The organism is Klebsiella sp. RCJ4, assembly GCF_009025755.1.
Lineage (GTDB): Bacteria > Pseudomonadota > Gammaproteobacteria > Enterobacterales > Enterobacteriaceae > Klebsiella > Klebsiella michiganensis.
Window position 1 is genome coordinate 18,891 of record NZ_WCIN01000033.1, and the last position, 17,641, is coordinate 36,531.

Annotated in this window: 18 protein-coding genes and 1 pseudogene; 5 read left to right on the forward strand and 14 right to left on the reverse strand. The window is 54.3% G+C overall.

Going from position 1 to position 17,641, the window contains the following annotated elements; translation table 11 throughout:
- Positions 1-16: 16 nt before the first annotated feature.
- Complete coding sequence (cspF, locus tag F8562_RS11210; RefSeq protein ID WP_004136705.1) at positions 17-229, reverse strand: cold shock-like protein CspF; 213 nt, start codon at positions 227-229, stop codon at positions 17-19.
- Here cspF and F8562_RS29265 point away from each other — a divergent pair.
- The gene (locus F8562_RS29265; RefSeq protein ID WP_162097154.1) at positions 177-455 is read left to right on the forward strand and encodes a hypothetical protein; all 279 of its coding nucleotides are present in this window, start codon (positions 177-179) and stop codon (positions 453-455) included. The two genes, cspF and F8562_RS29265, sit on opposite strands and share 53 nt — an antisense overlap.
- Here F8562_RS29265 and F8562_RS29450 read toward each other — a convergent pair.
- Positions 400-570 carry a YnfU family zinc-binding protein gene (locus tag F8562_RS29450; protein ID WP_213220741.1) on the reverse strand — a complete coding sequence of 57 codons (171 nt, stop codon included), beginning with the start codon at positions 568-570 and terminating at the stop codon, positions 400-402. The two genes, F8562_RS29265 and F8562_RS29450, sit on opposite strands and share 56 nt — an antisense overlap.
- 317 nt (positions 571-887) lie before the next feature.
- Here F8562_RS29450 and F8562_RS11215 point away from each other — a divergent pair.
- Positions 888-1,151: pseudogene (locus F8562_RS11215) on the forward strand (Na+/H+ antiporter NhaC family protein); the annotation flags it as partial.
- 42 nt (positions 1,152-1,193) lie between these two features.
- On the opposite strand, the gene F8562_RS11220 reads toward F8562_RS11215, so the two are convergent.
- Positions 1,194-1,334: a hypothetical protein gene (locus F8562_RS11220; protein WP_004851627.1), complete on the reverse strand. Its 141-nt coding sequence runs from the start codon at positions 1,332-1,334 to the stop codon at positions 1,194-1,196.
- Between the two features lie 315 nt (positions 1,335-1,649).
- On the opposite strand from F8562_RS11220, the gene F8562_RS11225 reads away from it, so the two are divergent.
- Entirely contained in the window at positions 1,650-2,558 is a 909-nt protein-coding gene (locus F8562_RS11225) for a DUF535 family protein (protein WP_014838691.1), read from the forward strand.
- 114 nt (positions 2,559-2,672) lie between these two features.
- Here F8562_RS11225 and F8562_RS11230 read toward each other — a convergent pair whose 3' ends face one another.
- Complete coding sequence (locus tag F8562_RS11230; RefSeq protein WP_014229637.1) at positions 2,673-3,344, reverse strand: helix-turn-helix domain-containing protein; 672 nt, start codon at positions 3,342-3,344, stop codon at positions 2,673-2,675.
- A 404-nt stretch (positions 3,345-3,748) separates the two neighbouring features.
- Between F8562_RS11230 and F8562_RS11235 the strand changes: the two genes are divergently transcribed.
- Complete coding sequence (locus tag F8562_RS11235; RefSeq protein WP_014838689.1) at positions 3,749-4,300, forward strand: tyrosine-type DNA invertase; 552 nt, start codon at positions 3,749-3,751, stop codon at positions 4,298-4,300.
- A 37-nt stretch (positions 4,301-4,337) separates the two neighbouring features.
- On the opposite strand, the gene F8562_RS11240 is transcribed toward F8562_RS11235, so the two are convergent.
- From F8562_RS11240 to F8562_RS11265, 6 genes are all read right to left on the reverse strand, one after another.
- Positions 4,338-4,865, reverse strand: coding sequence for a fimbrial protein (locus tag F8562_RS11240; protein ID WP_014229635.1), 528 nt, complete (start codon positions 4,863-4,865; stop codon positions 4,338-4,340).
- A 45-nt stretch (positions 4,866-4,910) separates the two neighbouring features.
- A complete protein-coding gene (locus F8562_RS11245) occupies positions 4,911-5,912 on the reverse strand; it encodes a fimbrial protein (RefSeq protein ID WP_042934104.1) in 1,002 nt (333 codons plus the stop codon).
- A gap of 15 nt (positions 5,913-5,927) precedes the next feature.
- Positions 5,928-8,498: a fimbria/pilus outer membrane usher protein gene (locus F8562_RS11250; protein WP_089046369.1), complete on the reverse strand. Its 2,571-nt coding sequence runs from the start codon at positions 8,496-8,498 to the stop codon at positions 5,928-5,930.
- Positions 8,499-8,557: 59 nt separating this feature from the next.
- On the reverse strand, positions 8,558-9,247 hold the full coding sequence (locus F8562_RS11255) for a molecular chaperone (protein WP_094909298.1): 690 nt from the start codon (positions 9,245-9,247) through the stop codon (positions 8,558-8,560).
- 100 nt (positions 9,248-9,347) lie between these two features.
- Complete coding sequence (locus tag F8562_RS11260) at positions 9,348-9,866, reverse strand: fimbrial protein (protein ID WP_094909299.1); 519 nt, start codon at positions 9,864-9,866, stop codon at positions 9,348-9,350.
- Positions 9,867-10,322: 456 nt separating this feature from the next.
- Positions 10,323-10,871, reverse strand: coding sequence for a tyrosine-type DNA invertase (locus F8562_RS11265; protein ID WP_014229630.1), 549 nt, complete (start codon positions 10,869-10,871; stop codon positions 10,323-10,325).
- 425 nt (positions 10,872-11,296) lie between these two features.
- Between F8562_RS11265 and F8562_RS11270 the strand changes: the two genes are divergently transcribed.
- A complete protein-coding gene (locus tag F8562_RS11270) occupies positions 11,297-13,702 on the forward strand; it encodes a membrane-bound PQQ-dependent dehydrogenase, glucose/quinate/shikimate family (protein WP_094909300.1) in 2,406 nt (801 codons plus the stop codon).
- A 74-nt stretch (positions 13,703-13,776) separates the two neighbouring features.
- Here the strand turns inward: F8562_RS11270 and F8562_RS11275 are convergent, their stop codons facing one another.
- Genes F8562_RS11275 through F8562_RS11290 form a run of 4 tightly spaced genes read right to left on the reverse strand, consistent with a single transcriptional unit; the run spans position 13,777 to position 17,622 of the window.
- Entirely contained in the window at positions 13,777-14,742 is a 966-nt protein-coding gene (locus tag F8562_RS11275; protein WP_014838683.1) for an ABC transporter ATP-binding protein, read from the reverse strand.
- The gene (locus F8562_RS11280) at positions 14,739-15,719 is read right to left on the reverse strand and encodes an ABC transporter ATP-binding protein (protein WP_014838682.1); all 981 of its coding nucleotides are present in this window, start codon (positions 15,717-15,719) and stop codon (positions 14,739-14,741) included. The genes F8562_RS11275 and F8562_RS11280 overlap by 4 nt, the downstream gene beginning before the upstream one ends.
- Positions 15,716-16,663 (reverse strand): oligopeptide ABC transporter permease, encoded by a 948-nt coding sequence (opp4C, locus tag F8562_RS11285; RefSeq protein WP_004851599.1) that lies wholly within the window; start codon positions 16,661-16,663, stop codon positions 15,716-15,718. The genes F8562_RS11280 and opp4C overlap by 4 nt, the downstream gene beginning before the upstream one ends.
- Positions 16,663-17,622, reverse strand: coding sequence for an ABC transporter permease (locus F8562_RS11290; protein WP_009652083.1), 960 nt, complete (start codon positions 17,620-17,622; stop codon positions 16,663-16,665). Before F8562_RS11290 ends, opp4C begins: the two co-directional genes overlap by 1 nt.
- Between the last annotated feature and the right edge of the window lie 19 nt (positions 17,623-17,641).

The following is a 17,641-nucleotide window of genomic DNA, read 5'->3' on the forward strand; positions in this document are numbered from 1 at the left end:
CGCCTGGAGCCGGTGTTTACGAAAGATAGACATTGGCGGCGGTTGGCCCTCGCAGTCCGTTAACTCGACGAAATTCAACGCGGATTCCCGGGCTGATTGTGGTGGGTTCGCCGGGCGATAATGCGGAAATATGAACCTGAACGTCTTTGCGACCATCGGAGGGGATTATCAGGCCTTTGCCTGTTTTATTATCAAATGCTTTGACAATACCTGTCATTTTTTGGAACAACGAAATACCTTTTAAATATGAAAACCGCCACGACTATACAGTAAGCGCGCGGGAAGTCTATTCAAATCAAAATAAAACCCGCGCTGGCGGGCTTTTTTTCGCCAAAAGAGATCGGCGCTGGCTGATTATTGCTCAGCCACGCGCGGCAATCGGCATCTGGCAAGAGAAAATTATGCAGCGGGTCGTGATGAGGACTGAAAGAGTTTATGGCAGTAGGGACAAATGAGTTGTGCACCTTTTTGGACTCGGCTGAAGCTGTGTTCTGAATCCTGGGAGCAGTTAGGGCAGGAGCATTTAACGAGATAATTACGGCGAGTTTTAGCGTCTTTGCGTTCTGACATATGATATTTCCTGATTTAAGAGCGTATGACCATACAGCATTCTAAAGAAAATAGCTCTAACTCATTCTTCGCAGCGGCGGCTCAGGCTGTGAGCGGCAGGACGAAAAAAAGATCCAGCGGAAGCGTGCAGGAGAAGATTTTTCCTCTACCTTTTGTGATTAACATCACCCTTTAAAATAAAGTTATTTTATATCAATTGCTTAATGATTATTGATTTTGGCGTGTAGAGAACAGTTTTCTCGTTTTTTCCCTGAATAGAGTGAAAATAGGCAAAATTTTCTTCCTTGTCTGATATACATTTTAATAGTGATTGAAGGACGCAAATCTCTTTTATCTGGTTCCGCGCGCGGTATTCTGAACGTTGAGAACTTTTCAAAGAACTTTATATCGGCTAAGCCAGCATAGTTAAAATTAGTTTAATCATGATCCTGGCTTTCCTGATGGGGCATATTTCAGCGGAACTGAACACCGGGCAGTATATTGCCTCCATTACCTCCGGCGTTATTCCATCCGGTTTCGCGATCGGCTTTATCTTTCTGATTGCCACGGTGATGTCGCTGGCCGCGGGCATCCCCTGGGGGAGAGGCAGGTAAAAAAAACCGGCAGGGTAGCCGGTTTCGTCGTTAGATCTTACAGGCGTCGCCGCAGTCATCGTCGGCAACAACGGCCTGCGCTTTTTTATCTGCCTCTTCAAGGCGTTCAGCGTTGCGCTCTTGCGCTTCTTCCAGCCCGCTAAAGACGAGGTTATCGAGATCAATTTCCATGCGTTACCCACTTAAGTTCAGTTTTGACCGTGAGCAAGTATAGGCAAAACGCCGGGGGGATGCACCCGGTGTGAACCCGGGTAGCACATAGCGATAAGTGCGGGTGTGCTACTGCATACAGTCGGGAGCGAGCGCGGGTCGGGATCCTACTAATAATAATAGTTGAAAGCATGTTTCATAACCTGCCAGCGATTATTTTAGTCGCGATCAAATTATTTATTAAACGAATCGACAACGAGCGCTGGGTTAGACATTGACTTGTATAAAATATGCTAATATTGACCGGCTTATGGATGTATCTATGGATTATGGTCAATGGTCTCGACAACAGCAGTAGCCGCTATCAAAGAATGGCGGAAAACTAATAAATTTATTTGTCACGTTAAACTCAACTATAAAAAGGTATTGCGGAAATGCAGGGAAATATCTTTAATCGGAGGAAAATATAAGGAATATCAGACGTTATGTGAAAATTACGCTTGTGCAAAACTAACGGGAGCAACCGAGGGGCTGGTTAACTTTGAAGATAAACCCTTTAAGGCCTATTTAAATAAAAAGATGTCAAAAAGAGCGAAGCTCAATATTGCTCATGGCGCTTTGAATTTTATAGAGAAAACCTTTCTTCCCGAGGCGTTGCCGCAGCTGTACGATATGAAAGCATTTGGTCGTTCGCTAATCACTATTGCGCTGAAAAACGGTACCTGCATTGATGTGAAGCTGCTGGCATCGCCTTTTCAGGAGGAGGGGGAGCTGATGCTCTTAATGTTCCTTGGTGATAAACGCGTCTACAGTATCTGTTTTTCCTGCACCGAAGATGGCCGAGCCTGGATTGGCGGCATCCAGGGTGGGAAAGACATTGATAATGAAGAAGTGAAAGCGCTGACCAAGGAGCTTTACGGCATCCGACCGAAGAACTTAATTATCACGCTGCTGTACGGTTTTTTGTCGCATTTCAATATCAAGGAGATCTATGCGATCGACAGCCAATACCATGTAAAAAGCGACAGAGTAAAAACCAGCTATTCTGAGCTTTGGCTGGAAATTGGCGGTGAGAAGCATCGTCGCGGCTGGTATAAATTGCCGGCGAACGAGATAAAGAAAAGCCTGGAAGAGGTTAAAAGCAAGCACCGGAGCCAGTTTATCAAGCGAGAAGGCTTGAAAGAGCTGGCCCAGCTGGATATGGCCGCCGCGCTACGCGATATTAGCGTGAATCGTTACGGCTGATTATCCTCGTTTCGCATTTGCCGATGGGCAGGGGGCTGCCCACCGGCAATGGCGGAGTCAACCAGGCTGAATGCGGCCGGCGCCCTCATCGCGGTGGCCGCTCGGCTAAAGACGTTATTCGCTAAGCTTCAGGCTGGGAGGCAGTTGATTCATGGTCACCAGAATGCCTCGATGGAGCTGAATAGCGCCCAGCTGTTTTAATTTGGCCAGGGTTCTCATGACCCCACTGCGCGACAAAAAGGTTCGCGACAGAATATAATTGGCGGCGGTGATTTTATTTTTGATCGCTTCTGGTTCATTGTTTAATTCTATAAGCTGATGAACAATGATCTCATAACAGGAAAGTTTAGAAACCTTAAAACAGTGGGCGTAGACTTTTGCCGAGGAATATTCCAGGAGACGTGAGACATTTTCCCATAATTGCTGTTCGGCGATGATCTTATGCGCCTCGTTAATTGATATCAGGCCAATAGAAGATGTTTCCTGGGTGCGCAGGTAAATATGCCGAGAATAACGTAGCTGACTATTCATGCCAAAGATGAATGGACTCGTTTCGGAGTTGATGATGAGTCCGTCGTTGTTGCGATATAAAGACATCGTGCCGCGGAACAAAACCAAGCATTGATGCTGGTTTTCTTTTACTATGCCGATGTTTCGTCTACCATTCATTAACATTTTGTTACATTTAGGCGCCAGGCAGCGAATGAGTTTATCAATGTCGTCTATGGGTTTGGTGATGGTCCGGAGCAGGTCTGTGTCATGTTGTACACGAGGGATTGTTTCCATGCTTATGATTTCCTTATAAAAAATAGAACTTCCAAAAAACAGCAAACTGTAGCCAAAACATTATCGATGACGCTGAGGGGGCGAATAAACCCCCAATAAGTCTACACATAGACTTAAAAAAACTTGCCGCCTCATCAGACTTAAGATAAATATTAATAGCATAAGCTTATAAATCTCCTTATTTACATAACAGCTAAATCTATTTGTTTTTAATTTTACCGATGTGATATTTGGGCTATTCCTGATATTTGATACTATTGGGCGGTAGCGTTTATGACTATTAACAGTGTTCAGGACTTGCAGTTATCAAGGATTGCTCGACAGTGGATTGCCAGTAGCCATGAGCAGAGTCAATACAGGAGCCGAATCTCAGGGGCTCCATTGAAGAAACCGTCAGGTTGGCTATGAAAAAACGAAAATATTTAAGTAAAAAAGAGGTGCAGGCATTAATTGATGCTTCGCAGCAGCAGGATGGCTCGCTGCGGGATTATTGCATGCTCCTCATGTGTTTTATTCACGGACTGCGCGTAAGTGAATTACGTTTTTTAAAAGTGAGCGATATTGATTTATCCAGCCAGCGGATCGCCATTCGGCGTTTAAAAAATGGCTTTTCAACTATTCACCCTCTTCAGCCCCGTGAACAGCTGGCGTTAAGCCAGTGGCTGGTTAAGCGCACGAGCTGTTTAAACGCCGATCTTCCCTGGCTGTTCCTGTCGCGAAAAGGCACTCCGCTTTCCCGACAGCATATTCACGTTATGATGCGAAATTATGGCGTGCAGGCCGGCATTGCCGTTCCGGTACACCCGCATATGCTGCGCCACGCCTGCGGTTATGCGCTTGCGGAAGAGGGCGTTGATACACGCCTGATTCAGGATTATCTCGGCCATCGCAATATCCAGCATACCGTCTTGTATACGGCGAGCAATCCGGCGCGCTTTAGCTCAATTACCCTCTGAAGCCGGAGTATCTGGCTCGGTAAGAGCCAGATAACCTTTAGTTATAGGTAAAATTCATAACGACCATTGCGCTAATATTACCCGCGGTGGCACCCCCTGCGACGCTAAAAATGCGCGCCCGCATATCGAATATGGCCTGACGGTTATTATCGACGTCGACGGCAATAGATTTTCCGCTGCCGGCATTTACTGAACCGGTTATACGCTGAAGTTCTATCGCGACATTGCGTGAACTATCGGGGCTGCTCACGTTGGCATATAAATCAGGGTCAGCTCCGTCAACAGGGCCTGTAAAGTGAGCGGTAACTCTTGATGTCCCCACGGGACAGTGGCTCAGCGTGACGTAAAACTCTTTCCACGCGGAGTAAGAGTTGGCCGCGCTAAGCCGGCGGCTGGGAATATTATGTCCGAGATCGATATTATAAATACCGTTATTTTCGACGGTGCAGGAAGACGCAACAATATCGCCGTTGATATAAAGAGTGACATCCGCGGCATAAGCGGGTAATGACGACGAAATCGCCGTAAATAACGTTATGACGGCCGGGCTGGCGATAATTCTCATTATCGACTCCTTAAGTAAGCAGTGAGAAACGAGAGCGGGATAAACTCAGTTGTACATCATCGTTAAGGTGGCCACCGCGTTGGCATGGCCGGGATGAATCTCCGGCGTGTTCTGGTAATAGCGAAAGGTGAGCGGCAGGGTTATCGAGGCGCCAGCCTCAGGGATGGTGCCGACCGGGAAAAAACGATCGAACTGAACGGGCGAGCCGTTATAAAGCACCTGAACGCCGACCCCCTGGGCTACGCCGGTTTCACTGCTTAAGGCCACTACGCCGAGCGTCGGGGAGAGATAACCTTGACTGCTTATTGACGTATTCACGGCGACCTTATCGTCGCACCGCACCGGAATTGACAGGTTTTTTTCGTCGCTGGTGCTGCCAGGACCAGAGAATTGGCCCACCGGAACAGAACCCATGTTGACAGTTAACGACGAGGGGACGGTGCAGCTTACCGCTTTATAAACAATATCTCCGGCATAGCTTATATAGTTAAGTTCTCCCCGATTACCGATACCTATACCGGTATCATATGCACCCATACCGAACTTGGTTTGCGCGACATCGAGAGTCCCGTTCATTACCGTATCCCCCGTTTTTACCAGCGTTAATGTGATCGTATATCCGAAGGTCATGCTGGCGTCGCTGGAGGTGTATCCCAGCGCCTGCGCGCGCGTATCGCAGTCGCTGCCGATACCTCTCACCCTTTGGCCGGCGCTATTTTGCAGCGCAATACCGATACCTTCGACGCCGGTTTTATAGACCCCCGGAAAACCCGCCACTTCTTCTCCGCTGCCGTAATAGCAGGCGACAATCGGGTGCCCTCGAGTGACATCCGCCCAACCGCTTTGACCCTTGCAATTTCCGCTAAAGGTGAAGACCCGCTGCGTGCCGGGAATATCGCTGCCAACCGGCAGCGTCCGCGATACCGCGATCCGCGCAAGCTGCTGGGTAAACGGCGTGGGCGGGGAGCTGGGACAATAGCCGCTCTCCGCTTGGGCTGCGCTTGCGATGGGAATAACCAGCATAAGGGGGACGTTGACTCGTTTCATATCGTCATGCTCCTGCTATAAACACTGTGCATTAAGGTTGATAATCCCGCCGGCGTTTTGCGTCAGGCTGTAATTCACTCTGCATCGGCCATCAGGGTCGTGACTCCAGCTAACCTCCAGCTGACCCGCGTCTTTTAGCCCTGTCAGATAAACCTGTCCTCCATCGCCTACGATGAAGCTTTTTGGCGTCGGGGAGGCGGGATCGATAACCGTTGCGCCGAACGGTACCGACGAGCCGTTGCGTTTTCTCAGGGTCATCAGGACCCGTTTACCGAGGCTGGTTTCATAGCTGGCCTTCACCAGTGCGCCGCGCGTGGGGATGACCGTCTGCGTTGCCAGCGCCAGTTCGGCATCATCGGCCAGGGTTTCGGTATTCAGCGTGAGATCGTTTTTGCGATAGGGGCTGAGGTAGGGGACGACGGTGTAGCCGAAGCGATCGGTTTTGACGCCTGACTGCCCAAGCACCGCTACGTTTTGTGCGCCGGGCGCGGCGATCAGCGCCATCGTTTCGCCGAGGGGCTGGCTAAAGGTGAGGCCGTTGCGATGCGCCACGATCCCGCCCTGCACACCATAGTTAACGCGTTCGCTGTAGCGATCGCGGGCGTAGCCGACGAGGGTCTCGGCGTAAGAGGCGCGCCAGTCGGCATTAATCCCGCTATTGCTTCCCTGGCCCTGAGAACCATAGCCCTGCATGACGCTCCAGCTCAGATTGTTATCGGCCAGCAGGGTACCGCCCAGGCTCAGATTATTGGTGGTATTCCCCTGCTTACTGGTATTCATCATGTAGCTAACGTAGGTGGGATGGCCGCCGAATAATTTCTCCAGAGGAATACTCATGGTGAGCGCAAACAGCCCATCGCGGTCGTAGATGCGCCCGGAGCGCTGGCCGTAGCGTTCCGCGGAGTGAATGTTATAGCTGTAGCTCAGACCGAAACTGATGCCTTTATACGAACCGTTGTAGCTCGCGCTATATGACTCCATGCGCTTGTTGGTATCCCAGTAGTCTTCCACGATGGCGCTAAGCGCGAGGTTGCCTGGGATCTGAAACAGGTTCTGGCTGACGGTTAACTCGGCGCGGTTGCGTCGGCGTTCCGGCATCACATAGCGCCGTCCGTCGCGCCAGGTATTGAGAACGTCCTGCATATCCCAGTAGCCGCTGGTGGCATAGCGATAGCCCGCGAAGGTGAAGTTAGTCCCGGTCTGCACCAGGTTTTTGCTGTAGCGAATACGCCAGGATTGGCCTTCTTCTCGTGGTCGATTTTTTTGCTGCGACCAGGCCTGGGTGATATCGGTGGATAGGGCGCCAATGGGACCCAGGTTTTTACCTATGCCCAGAGCTAACGCCTGGTATCTTTTACTGAACTGGCCGCCACCGTATACGGTGTAGCCGGCGGGAAGGCCATAAATCGCCGTGCCGGCGGCCAGCGGAGCTTTATCAATGCCGTTGTCATAGGCGCGGTAAACGCCGGCGGTCATGGCGTATTTTAACCGACCTTCGCGCTGCAGCACCGGGACCGAGGCGTAGGGCACCACGAGGAATTGTTCGCTGCCGTCAGACTCTTTGATGGTAACGTACAGGTCCCCGGAACCGCCGGTGGGGTACATATCGGTGATTTCGAAGCTGCCGGGCGAAACGTAGGTCTGATAAATGATGTATTCGTTTTGCCGGATCGTAACCTGGGCATGGGTGCGAGCAATCCCCCGCACAACGGGGGCATAGCCGCGCAGGCTCTCCGGCAGCATATCGTCATCAGACGCAAGCTGGCCGCCGCGAAACGGAATACTGTCGAAAATATCGGAAGGCGTGGTGCTATCGCCCAGCGTCAGTCGGCTCTTCAGCGTGCGTATATCGCGCTGGGCGTAGGTATAAACGGTATCCCATTTTGTTGAGGTGCCGTTTTCGCCACCCTGATGGCTGCGGTTCCAGGTGGTGTAATTACGCAATCGCCAGGGACCGATATTAAGACCGGGACGTAAATTAATGTACTGCGCGTTTCCGTCGCCGTCGTCGCCTTTTTTGTCCCGGTTGTTGGCGCCGCTGACGCTGTAATTAACCAGCGCTGCCGGAATGCCGTCATCCCACCGCGCAGGATCGACCCAGCCGCGCGCGGCGTTGGTAAGGGAGGATTGGGGAAAACTTAACAGCAGCTGCTGGTGCGAGAAACGAAAGTCGGCGCTGGCCTGAGGAATCGCCGACAGCCTTGCGCAGCTGGCATCGGGCTGGCCTAACGTCGGATAACGCTGGATCATGACGCCCCATGAGGCCAAATCGTTCAGGGAGAGACAGGGCTGTAATGCGCTCTGTCCCTGCGCGTTTTGCTGCATGCGGAACTCAACGTCCCGGGTATCCACCTTGCTGTCATTGACATAAATATCCACCCTGTAGCGGCCGGGCTGCTGCCCGCCACGCACCTCGAAGGCGGAGAGATCGGTGGTGGCCAGACCGTCTGCGCCGGTTTCCAGATGGGCGGGGTTGAACCGTTCACGGGCGTAAGCATAGGGGCTTATCACCACAATGAGGGCAACCTGGGTGGCGATAAGGTAAGCTAAATTCAAAGGCGAGTCGCTTAACGTTTTTTTGTTCATCCTGAAAGGCTCCTGAACTGACGGCAATTGCCGCAGCGCAAACCGTCGACAGCGGCGGGTTAGCGAACCTGCGTGTGGCTTTTACCCACGCCGCCAAAGTCGTTAATGATTTTCCATGACACCAGGCCGGTCACCTTGCCGGGGGTAGCAAACGTGGCTGAGCTCATTGGTGCGACAAAGGTGGCTTCGGTAATGGGATGATTGCCCACCGTGACCTCGTTGAAATTCATGTAAAACGGCGTCGGATTCGATACCGTTAGCCTGCTGCCCGTCTGGCGCCATCGCAGCTTATGGGTCACCTCTTCCGGGATACCCTTCAGCGTGTTGGGGCGATAAATAAGCTTGAGGCGCGTCCTTACGGCGATTTGCAACGTATTCGCGTTTTCCGGGGCGGTATTTGTCGGAATAGCTTTGACGTTTAGCCAATAAAGCGACTCGCGATCGGTTGGGAGCTGGCCGCCGGTATTGACGATCCGCAGCAGGTTTTGCTGATTGCCGTCGAGGCGGAACAGCGGCGGGGTAATAATAAACGGCGGGCTGGCCGGATCGTTATTGTTCGGCTCCACCCACGACTGGATCAGATATGGGCCGGTATCCGAATTGCTGACGCTTAAAGAGGCCTCTTTTTTGCCGCCATCAAAAATCAGTCGCGTGCCGCCAATAGTGACGCCGCCGCTTTCTGTCGCCGCCGCTAATTCGCTCGCCAGCACCAGAAGGAGGAGGGGAAATACTCTATATCCTTTATGCATGATAGCTATTGACTCCACAAATACGAAAAAGGACGGACCGGCCGCTGCCGGTCCGCGGAAATAACGCCAGCGCAAAAGAAATACGCCGACGAAATATCCGTTAGTTGTAATTGAGGGTAAATGTGCTGGTTGAGTTAGCGAACCCTGCGTTTACGGTGTTTGATGTCGCATAATAGCGAGCGACGAAAGCGAGACTATTTCCGCCCGGCTGCAGCGGGTAAGCGGATGAGGCGGTATATAATGGGACGACGACGTTTTTATTATCCATTAATTGGATCCCAACACCTTTAGCTACGCCCGGTTGCTGGGTGAGCGCCAGAATAGTGCCAACGCTGCTATCCGCCGTGCCGTCGAATTTTACCGTGGCCGACTTAGCGGATTTCGGGCAATCTTTCAGCTCAATAATAAATTTGGTTGCCGAGGCCGTGGAGCCCGCGCCGTTGAAGGCTTTGCTGGAGACATTCCCCATCATGACCGTCAGCGGGTTGGTCATATGATTGATCACGGTACAGGCGCTATCGGTGATGGAGCCGTAAAATTCAATACGGCCATCATCCGCGAATGCGGATGCGGACATGACACCGGCTAACAGACCAACAGTAATAAGACTCTTGTTCATAAGATAGTCCTTATATGCAATATAGAAAGGTAATAGCTTCACAGAAATAAATTTCTCATGAGCCTTTATTAATCTGATAGCCAGATGTCGTGCTGAAATAGATCCAGTGACGCTGAGATTTATTTCTGCAGAAGACATTTTGTATCAAAGTGTCATGTTTAGTTTTATCTATTTTGTTTATTGATTTTTTAGATATAGATGCCATGGATGGCTATTTTTGCGATATTAAAAACCAATAATTCATGGGTGTATGGTAAATAATCTGGTGTTTCGGAGGGGGGCGTCTGAGGTTAAGGTTTGCTGAAACATGCGCACTAATTGCTAATCTATTGATAATTAATGTTTTTAATTATTCGAGTTACGAAAAACCTTACGGGTTGACAGGGTATTGGTGATTTATTATGTTAGTGACAATCTGATACATTATGTCAAGTAAGAAATATATTGGTTGTCGCGTCACCATATATTTTTAAATCTTGCAGCATTGCTCGCAGTATAAAGCACCGTATGCTGAATATTTCTGTGACCGAGATAATCCTGAATTAGCCGGGTATCCATGCCTTTATCGGCCAGCGAAAAACCGCAGGCGTGGCGCAGCATATGCGGATGGGCCGCAATTCTTAAACCCGCACTTTGGCTATAGTGGCTAATCAGTACGTGGATCCGCTGACGCGATAGCGGCGTTCCTTTTTGCGAAAGAAATAGCCAGTCGCTGTCGCTGTTGCGATAGTTTTTACGCACCGACAGCCATTCACGGATAAACGTCATCTCGCTGGAAAAGAGAGGATGCGTTGTGGAAAACCCATTTTTAAGCCGTTTGACGTAAATTGAGTGGTTATGCAGGTCAAGGTCAGATAGCCGCCAGTGGCGAATTTCGCTAACGCGGCAACCGTGAATGAAGCACATCCAGATTAAACAACGATCCCTCTCCGGGTTCGCTCCCTTGTACGCCTCGTTGATGATTTTTTTTATCTCCATTTCGGTGAGATATTTTCGTTTATTCATGTTTAATCTCCTGAACAGTCATGAAATTTTTCCCCTTCCGGTGTGAAGGCGAATGGCTTCGCCCGATGTAAGCGGTCAAATGAACGCGCCGGGTATGATTAAACAGCGGGGGGAGGATAGCAAGACGGATCGGACTGATTCGCCAGGATCGAAACGCGCTTAACAGCGAATGCAACGCGGGCTTTACGGCTTTCGTTATAACCCATCATTCGTTCAACTTACTTTTATAAATTAAAAAAATTTAAACATTTAATGCCTGATAGTTTTACATTATTTTTACAAATACATATAATTCCTTACGTTCTTCGCTCTGTCCGGGAGCGTCCAACCAACATGATATGCGGTATGCGCTTTTATTGGTCTGATAATGCGCTGTTTATATAAGATGTTTTGGTTTTTTCGACTGATGTCGTATGGGATGAAATATGGACGAACAACAAGGTGGCGGTAGGGGCCTGTTCTTTACCGTTTACCGGGTACTTTTTGCATTACTAAGCTTTGGCACTGGACTCTTTTTCACTATCTGGGGGGGAAAACTCCTCTCTCTCGGCGGCAGCGCCTGGTATCTGTTAGCCGGTCTCGCTTATCTGCTTATCGCCGTCGGCTATCTTGTCCGCAGCCGTTATGTCCTGCCTTTTGCCATTCTGACTTTCCTGTTGACCCTTTGCTGGGCGCTGTATGAAGTGCAGCTCAGCTATTGGGGCCTGATCCCCCGGCTGGTCGTTCCCGCGCTGATGCTGATGCTGGCGCTGTGGCTGGCGGCGACGCTGCCGATCCGGCCTGCGCGCAGACGCTACGCCAACTGGAGCGCCTCGGCGATTTTCCTCCTGCTGCTGGCGACGCTGGTCTCCGCCTTCTACCCGCACGGCGGTATTCATCAAGGCGTGGTGAAAGCGAGCGACGCCAGCACGCCGACCCTGGCGTCAAAAAGCGATAACTGGGCGTTTTTCGGTCGTGATGCCTCCGGCACCCGTTTTGCGCCGTACGATGAGATCACGCCGCAAAACGTCAAAAACCTGAAAGTCGCCTGGACGTATCACACCGGCCGCCGGCTAACCGGCGCCGGGATTGGCGTCGATGAAAATACCCCGCTGCAAATTGGCGACACGCTGTACTCCTGTACGCCGCTGAACGTGGTCACGGCGCTGGATGCGGATACCGGGAAAGCGCGCTGGCGTTTTGACCCGCACGCAAGTACCGCCGAACACGTCACCTGTCGCGGGGTCGGCTATTACGATGTACAAAGCGATGATTCGCTGAGCGCAGAAGAGAAGGCCAGCCCGGCGCTGCAGCAGTGCCCGCAGCGTATCCTGGTGTCCACGGTCGACGCCCGTTTGATCGCCCTGAACGCCAAAACCGGCGAACTGTGCGATGACTTCGGCGACCACGGTAGCGTCGATCTGAAACAGGGTATGGACAATACCGAAAACAGCAAACGCTACCACCCGACCTCAACGCCGGTGATTATGGGACATATTGCGGTGCTCGGCGGCTGGGTGCGCGATATCGTGCACGGCGAGCCGTCCGGGGTGGTACGCGCGTTTGACGTACGTAACGGAAACGTGGTGTGGGCGTGGGACGTCGGCCAGCCGGAAAACGTTACCGACCCGGTAAAAGGTCGCGTCTATACCCTCGAAACGCCGAACGTCTGGACGGTGCCGGGCTTTGACAAAGAGCTGAACCTGATTTATCTGCCGACCGGTAACGGTCCGCCGGACTACTGGGGCGGCGATCGCAACGCGGCCAAAGAGAAATACGGATCTTCCGTGGTGGCGGTGGACGCCAGCACCGGCGAGACGAAGTGGGTCTTCCAGACCGTGCATCATGATATCTGGGACTATGACCTGCCGTCGCAGCCGGTACTGTTCCATATGAAAAACGAGCGGGGCGAAGAGGTTCCGGTTCTGATCCAGACCACCAAAACCGGGCAGATTTACGTACTCGACCGGCGTACCGGTAAGCCGGTGACCCGCGTGGAAGAGCAGCCTGTCGCCCATGACGGCGCGGAAGGCGAGCATCTCTCCGCCACCCAGCCGTTCTCCACCGGCATGCCGCAGCTGGGCGTCGAGCCGCTCACCGAGAAATCGATGTGGGGCGTGACGCCGTTCGATCAGCTGATGTGCCGTATCGACTTCAAAGCGTCAACTTATCTTGGCATGTACACGCCGCCGTCAGAGAAGCCGTACATCGAGTGGCCAAGCCTGCTGGGGGGCATGAACTGGGGCGGTATCACTATCGATGAGCGCACAGGAACGCTGTTCGTCAACGATATGCGGATGCCGTTGAGAATGTCGCTGGTGCGCAAAGAGGATATGGCGAAATATAAAGTCTCCACCGACGAGGTGCCCGGCTTTATGGGAACCGTGCGGCCGCAAATTGCCGGGCCATACGGCGGCGTGCGGATCGATATTTTGCAGTCGGCGCTGGGCGTTCCCTGTAATACCCCGCCGTTTGGCACCATGAGCGCCATTGACCTCAACACTCGCCAGCTGTTGTGGCAGGTGCCGATGGGGTCGGTGGAGGATACCGGTCCGCTGGGGCTGAAAACGCACATGCATATCCCTCTGGGTATGCCGACGCTGGGCGGCCCGACGTCAACCGCTTCCGGACTGGTGTTCTTCGCGGGAACTCAGGATAACTACCTGCGCGCGCTGGATTCCGCCACCGGTAAAGAGCTGTGGCGCGCTCGTCTGCCGGTTGGGGCAGTGGCGGCGCCGCTGATCTATAAATCACCGAAAAGCGGTAAAGAGTACGTGGTGATCTCCGCCGGGGGCGCCAGCCACTCGCCGGACGTGGGCGATGATATTATTGCCTTCGCGCTGGAAGAGTAGCCGCAGCCGTTTCGCTTTTGCGCAAGTAACCGCCCCTGTGGGCGGTTTTTTTATGGTCTGAAGCCTGGCCGGCGCTAAACCGCGTGACAGGCGACGTGGTGGCCGTCGGCGACCTCCCTTAATAGTGGAATATCGCGACGGCAGCGGTCGCTGGCCTGCGGGCAGCGGGAGGAAAAGCGACAGCCGGAAGGCGGCCGGGACGGGTCGGGAATTTCACCTTGCACCACCGCGACCGGCTCGCTGTCCGGATCGAGGGTCGGTACCGCCGCCAGCAGCGCCCGGGTGTAGGGATGCAAAGGCCGGCTGAATAGCGCATCGCGGCTGGCGGTCTCCACCAGCTGCCCGAGATACATCACCGCCACGTCATCGCAGAGATGTTCTACCACCCCGAGATCGTGGGAGATAAACAAAAACGTCACCCCATGATCGTCGCGCAGATCGGAAAACAGATTAATAATCTGCGCCTGAATCGACACATCGAGGGCCGAAATCGGCTCATCGGCAATAATAAAATCCGGGTTTAAGATCAGCGCCCGGGCAATGCCGATGCGCTGACGCTGGCCGCCGGAAAATTCGTGTGGGAAGCGGTTGTAATGCTGCGGGGCCAGCCCGCAGATGCGCATCACCTCAAGGGTTTTGTCATACAGCTCCGCCCGGCGACAGAGCTTGTGCTCCAGCATCGCTTCGCCAATGGTGTCGCCGATGCGAATGCGCGGGTTTAACGAACTGTAGGGGTCCTGAAACACCAGCTGGATTTTAGGCCGCAGCGCGCGCATTGCCCGCGGCGGCAGTTCGGCAAGTTCCTGACCGCGAAACTTGACGCTGCCGGCGGTTTTCTCATACAGCCCCAGCAGCGTGCGGCCAACGGTGGTTTTCCCGCTGCCGGATTCGCCCACCAGACCAAAAATCGTTCCCCGGCGAATCTTAAAGCTCACGCCATCCACCGCCCGCAGTACGCCGGTCTGCTGACCGAACAGCCCATCGCGCAGCGGGAAGTGTTTTTTCAGCCCATCCACTTCAATCACGTATTCATGACTCATGTCACGGACTCCGAAAGTTCACAGTAAAAGCAGGCGGCCTGCCGGTCTTGCCCTGACAGCGGCGGAATGCTCTGTCGGCAGCGCGCGGTGGCTTTTGCGCAGCGCTCGGCAAAGGCGCATCCGGCGGGAAGGGCGGCGAGGTCCGGCACCTGGCCGGGGATTGAATAGAGGCGTCGGCGCCGCGCCCCCGGCACCGGCCGCGAGGCAATCAGCCCCTGAGTATAGGGATGCTGCGGGTGACGCAGAATCGCGGCGGTCGCGCCCTGCTCGACGATACGTCCGGCGTACATCACCACAACGTGCTCGGCCATCTGCGCGATAACCCCGAGATCGTGGGTAATCAGCATCATCGCCATCCGGTTGGCCCGCGCCTGGTCGCGCAGCAGGCGCAGGATCTGCGCCTGCACGGTGACGTCCAGGGCGGTTGTCGGCTCATCGGCAATCAGCAGCTTCGGCTGGCAGCTCAGCGCCATGGCAATCATCACCCGCTGCAGCATGCCGCCGGAAAGCTGATGCGGATAGCTGGCCATCAGGCTCTCCGCGCGCGCCAGCCCGACATCCGTCAGGCGCTGGGTAGCGTGCTGCCATGCGGCCTTCGGCGGCTCGCCGCGGTGGCGAATCAGCGGTTCGCAGAGCTGCTCGCCGACGGTGAGTACCGGATTCAGGGCGCTCATCGGCTCCTGAAAAATCATCGCCAGCTGATTGCCGCGCAGGTCGGCCATACGGGCGTTTTTCAGCCGCAGCAGGTCCTGGCCCTCAAAAAGAATTTCCCCGCCGTCAATGCGCGCCGCCTGCGGTGGCAGCAGACCCATTAACGACATGGCGGTGACGCTTTTGCCGCAGCCGGATTCGCCGACCACGCCAACGGTCTGCCCGGCGCGAATAGTGAACGACACATCCTGTACCGCGCGTACCCGGTTTTTGTCGGCGGCAAAAGAGACCGAAAGCTGATTAAAGGTGATTAATGCGCGACTCATTTCAGCCTCTGTTTCATTTTAGGGTCCATGGCGTCGCGCAGGCCGTCGCCCAGCACGTTGATGGCGATGACGGTGATAAAAATGGCGATCCCCGGCGGCATCCACAGCCAGGGCCGGCGCTGAAAGTCGATCAGGCTGTTGGCGGCGTCCATCATATTGCCCCACGACGGCGTCGGCGGTACTACGCCAAGCCCGAGGTAGCTGAGCGCCGACTCGCTGAGGATAGCGTTCGCCACCGCCATGGTTGCCATCACCACCAGAATCGGTACCGTATTCGGCAGCAGATGACCAAACAGACGGCGTCGCGCCGACAGTCCCAGCACCTGGGTCGCCAGCATAAAGTCGCGCTCGCGCAGGGAGAGGCACTGCCCGCGTACCAGCCGCGCCAGCTTCGGCCACTCCAGCAGGCTCAGCATAATCACCACCATATAGATGCGTGAGTCCGGTGAGAAATCGAGCTCCGAGAGCATCGCGCCCGCGACAATCAGCAGCGGCAGGCCGGGGATAGTCATCACCAGATCGGCAAAACGCATAATAAGTTTATCGGTCAGGCCGCCGGCGTAGCCCGACAGCGCGCCGAGCAGATAGCCAAGGGTGACCGACAGCAGCATGGTCAGCAGGCCGATAATCAGCGAAATGCGCCCGGCCAGCAGCAGGCGGGTGTAAATATCGCGACCGAGAAAGTCGGTACCCAGCCAGTGTTCCGCGCCTGGCGGCCTGTTAATCATCAGCGCGTCGGTGGCATCGTCTTTCCACGGTGACCACAGCGGCCCCAGTATGCACCAGAGGGCCATTACGACCAGCAGCAGCAGGCACAGCATCGCCAGGCGATTGCGGCGCAGCGCCTGCCAGGCCTGACGCCAGGGGGATGGGGTCACCTGCGCCAGCGCCGGGATTTCCGCCTTGCGCAGGCGTCGGTTAGCAGAAAACAGAGAGCTGAGCATCAGGACCTCACGCGAATGCGCGGGTCGACCCACGCGTAAAGCACATCGGCAATCAGGTTGCCAAGAATGGTCAGCACCGCCAGAAACAGGGTAAAGCCCATTAACACCGGGTAGTCGCGGGCGGCCAGCGAATCGATATGAATATGCCCGGCCCCCGGCCAGTTAAACACTTTTTCGGTAATGATCGCCCCGGAGAACAGCCCCGGCAGCTCGAAGCCGAGCAGGGTGATGATCGGCAGCAGGGCGTTACGCAGGGCGTGCTTCAGGATAACCGTGCGTTCGCGCAGCCCTTTCGCGCGGGCGGTGCGGATAAAATCCATTTTCACCACGTCGAGCATGCTGGCGCGAAAATAGCGGGTCAGGCTGCCCGCCTGGAGCATCACCAGCGCCAGTACCGGCAGCACCAGATGGGCGGCGACCTGCAGCACATACTCCCAGCCGCTGTCGTCGCTGCCGGTATTGGTCATGCCGCCCACCGGTAGCCAGTGCAGGTCGACGGCGAACCACTTGATGAGCAGCAGACAGAGAAAAAAGGTCGGGAACGACATGGCGGCGAACACCGCGACGCTCACCAGATGATCGAACGCAGAATTGGGCTTCAGTGCTGAGACCACGCCCACCGTCAGGCCAATTCCCCAGTAAAACACCAGCGCCACGCTGGCCAGCAGGAAGGAGTTCCAGATGTACTGGTTGAGCAGCTGGCTGACCGGGATCTGGTACTGCAGCGAAAACCCGAGATCGCCGCGCAGCAGCTGGCCGAGCCAGTGGATATAGCGGGTGAGCAGCGGCTGATCCAGGCCGTAAATGGCTTTCAGTTCGGCGGCGCGGGCGGCGGTGAGGGTGATATTGCCGTCGATAAAATCGCCCGGCGTTTTGGCAAACAGCATAAAGATAATCAAGGAGGCCAGCAGCAGCATCGGCAGCGTTTGCAGCAGCCGTCTCAGGATGAAATTTCTCATGACATTCTCACGTCAGCCG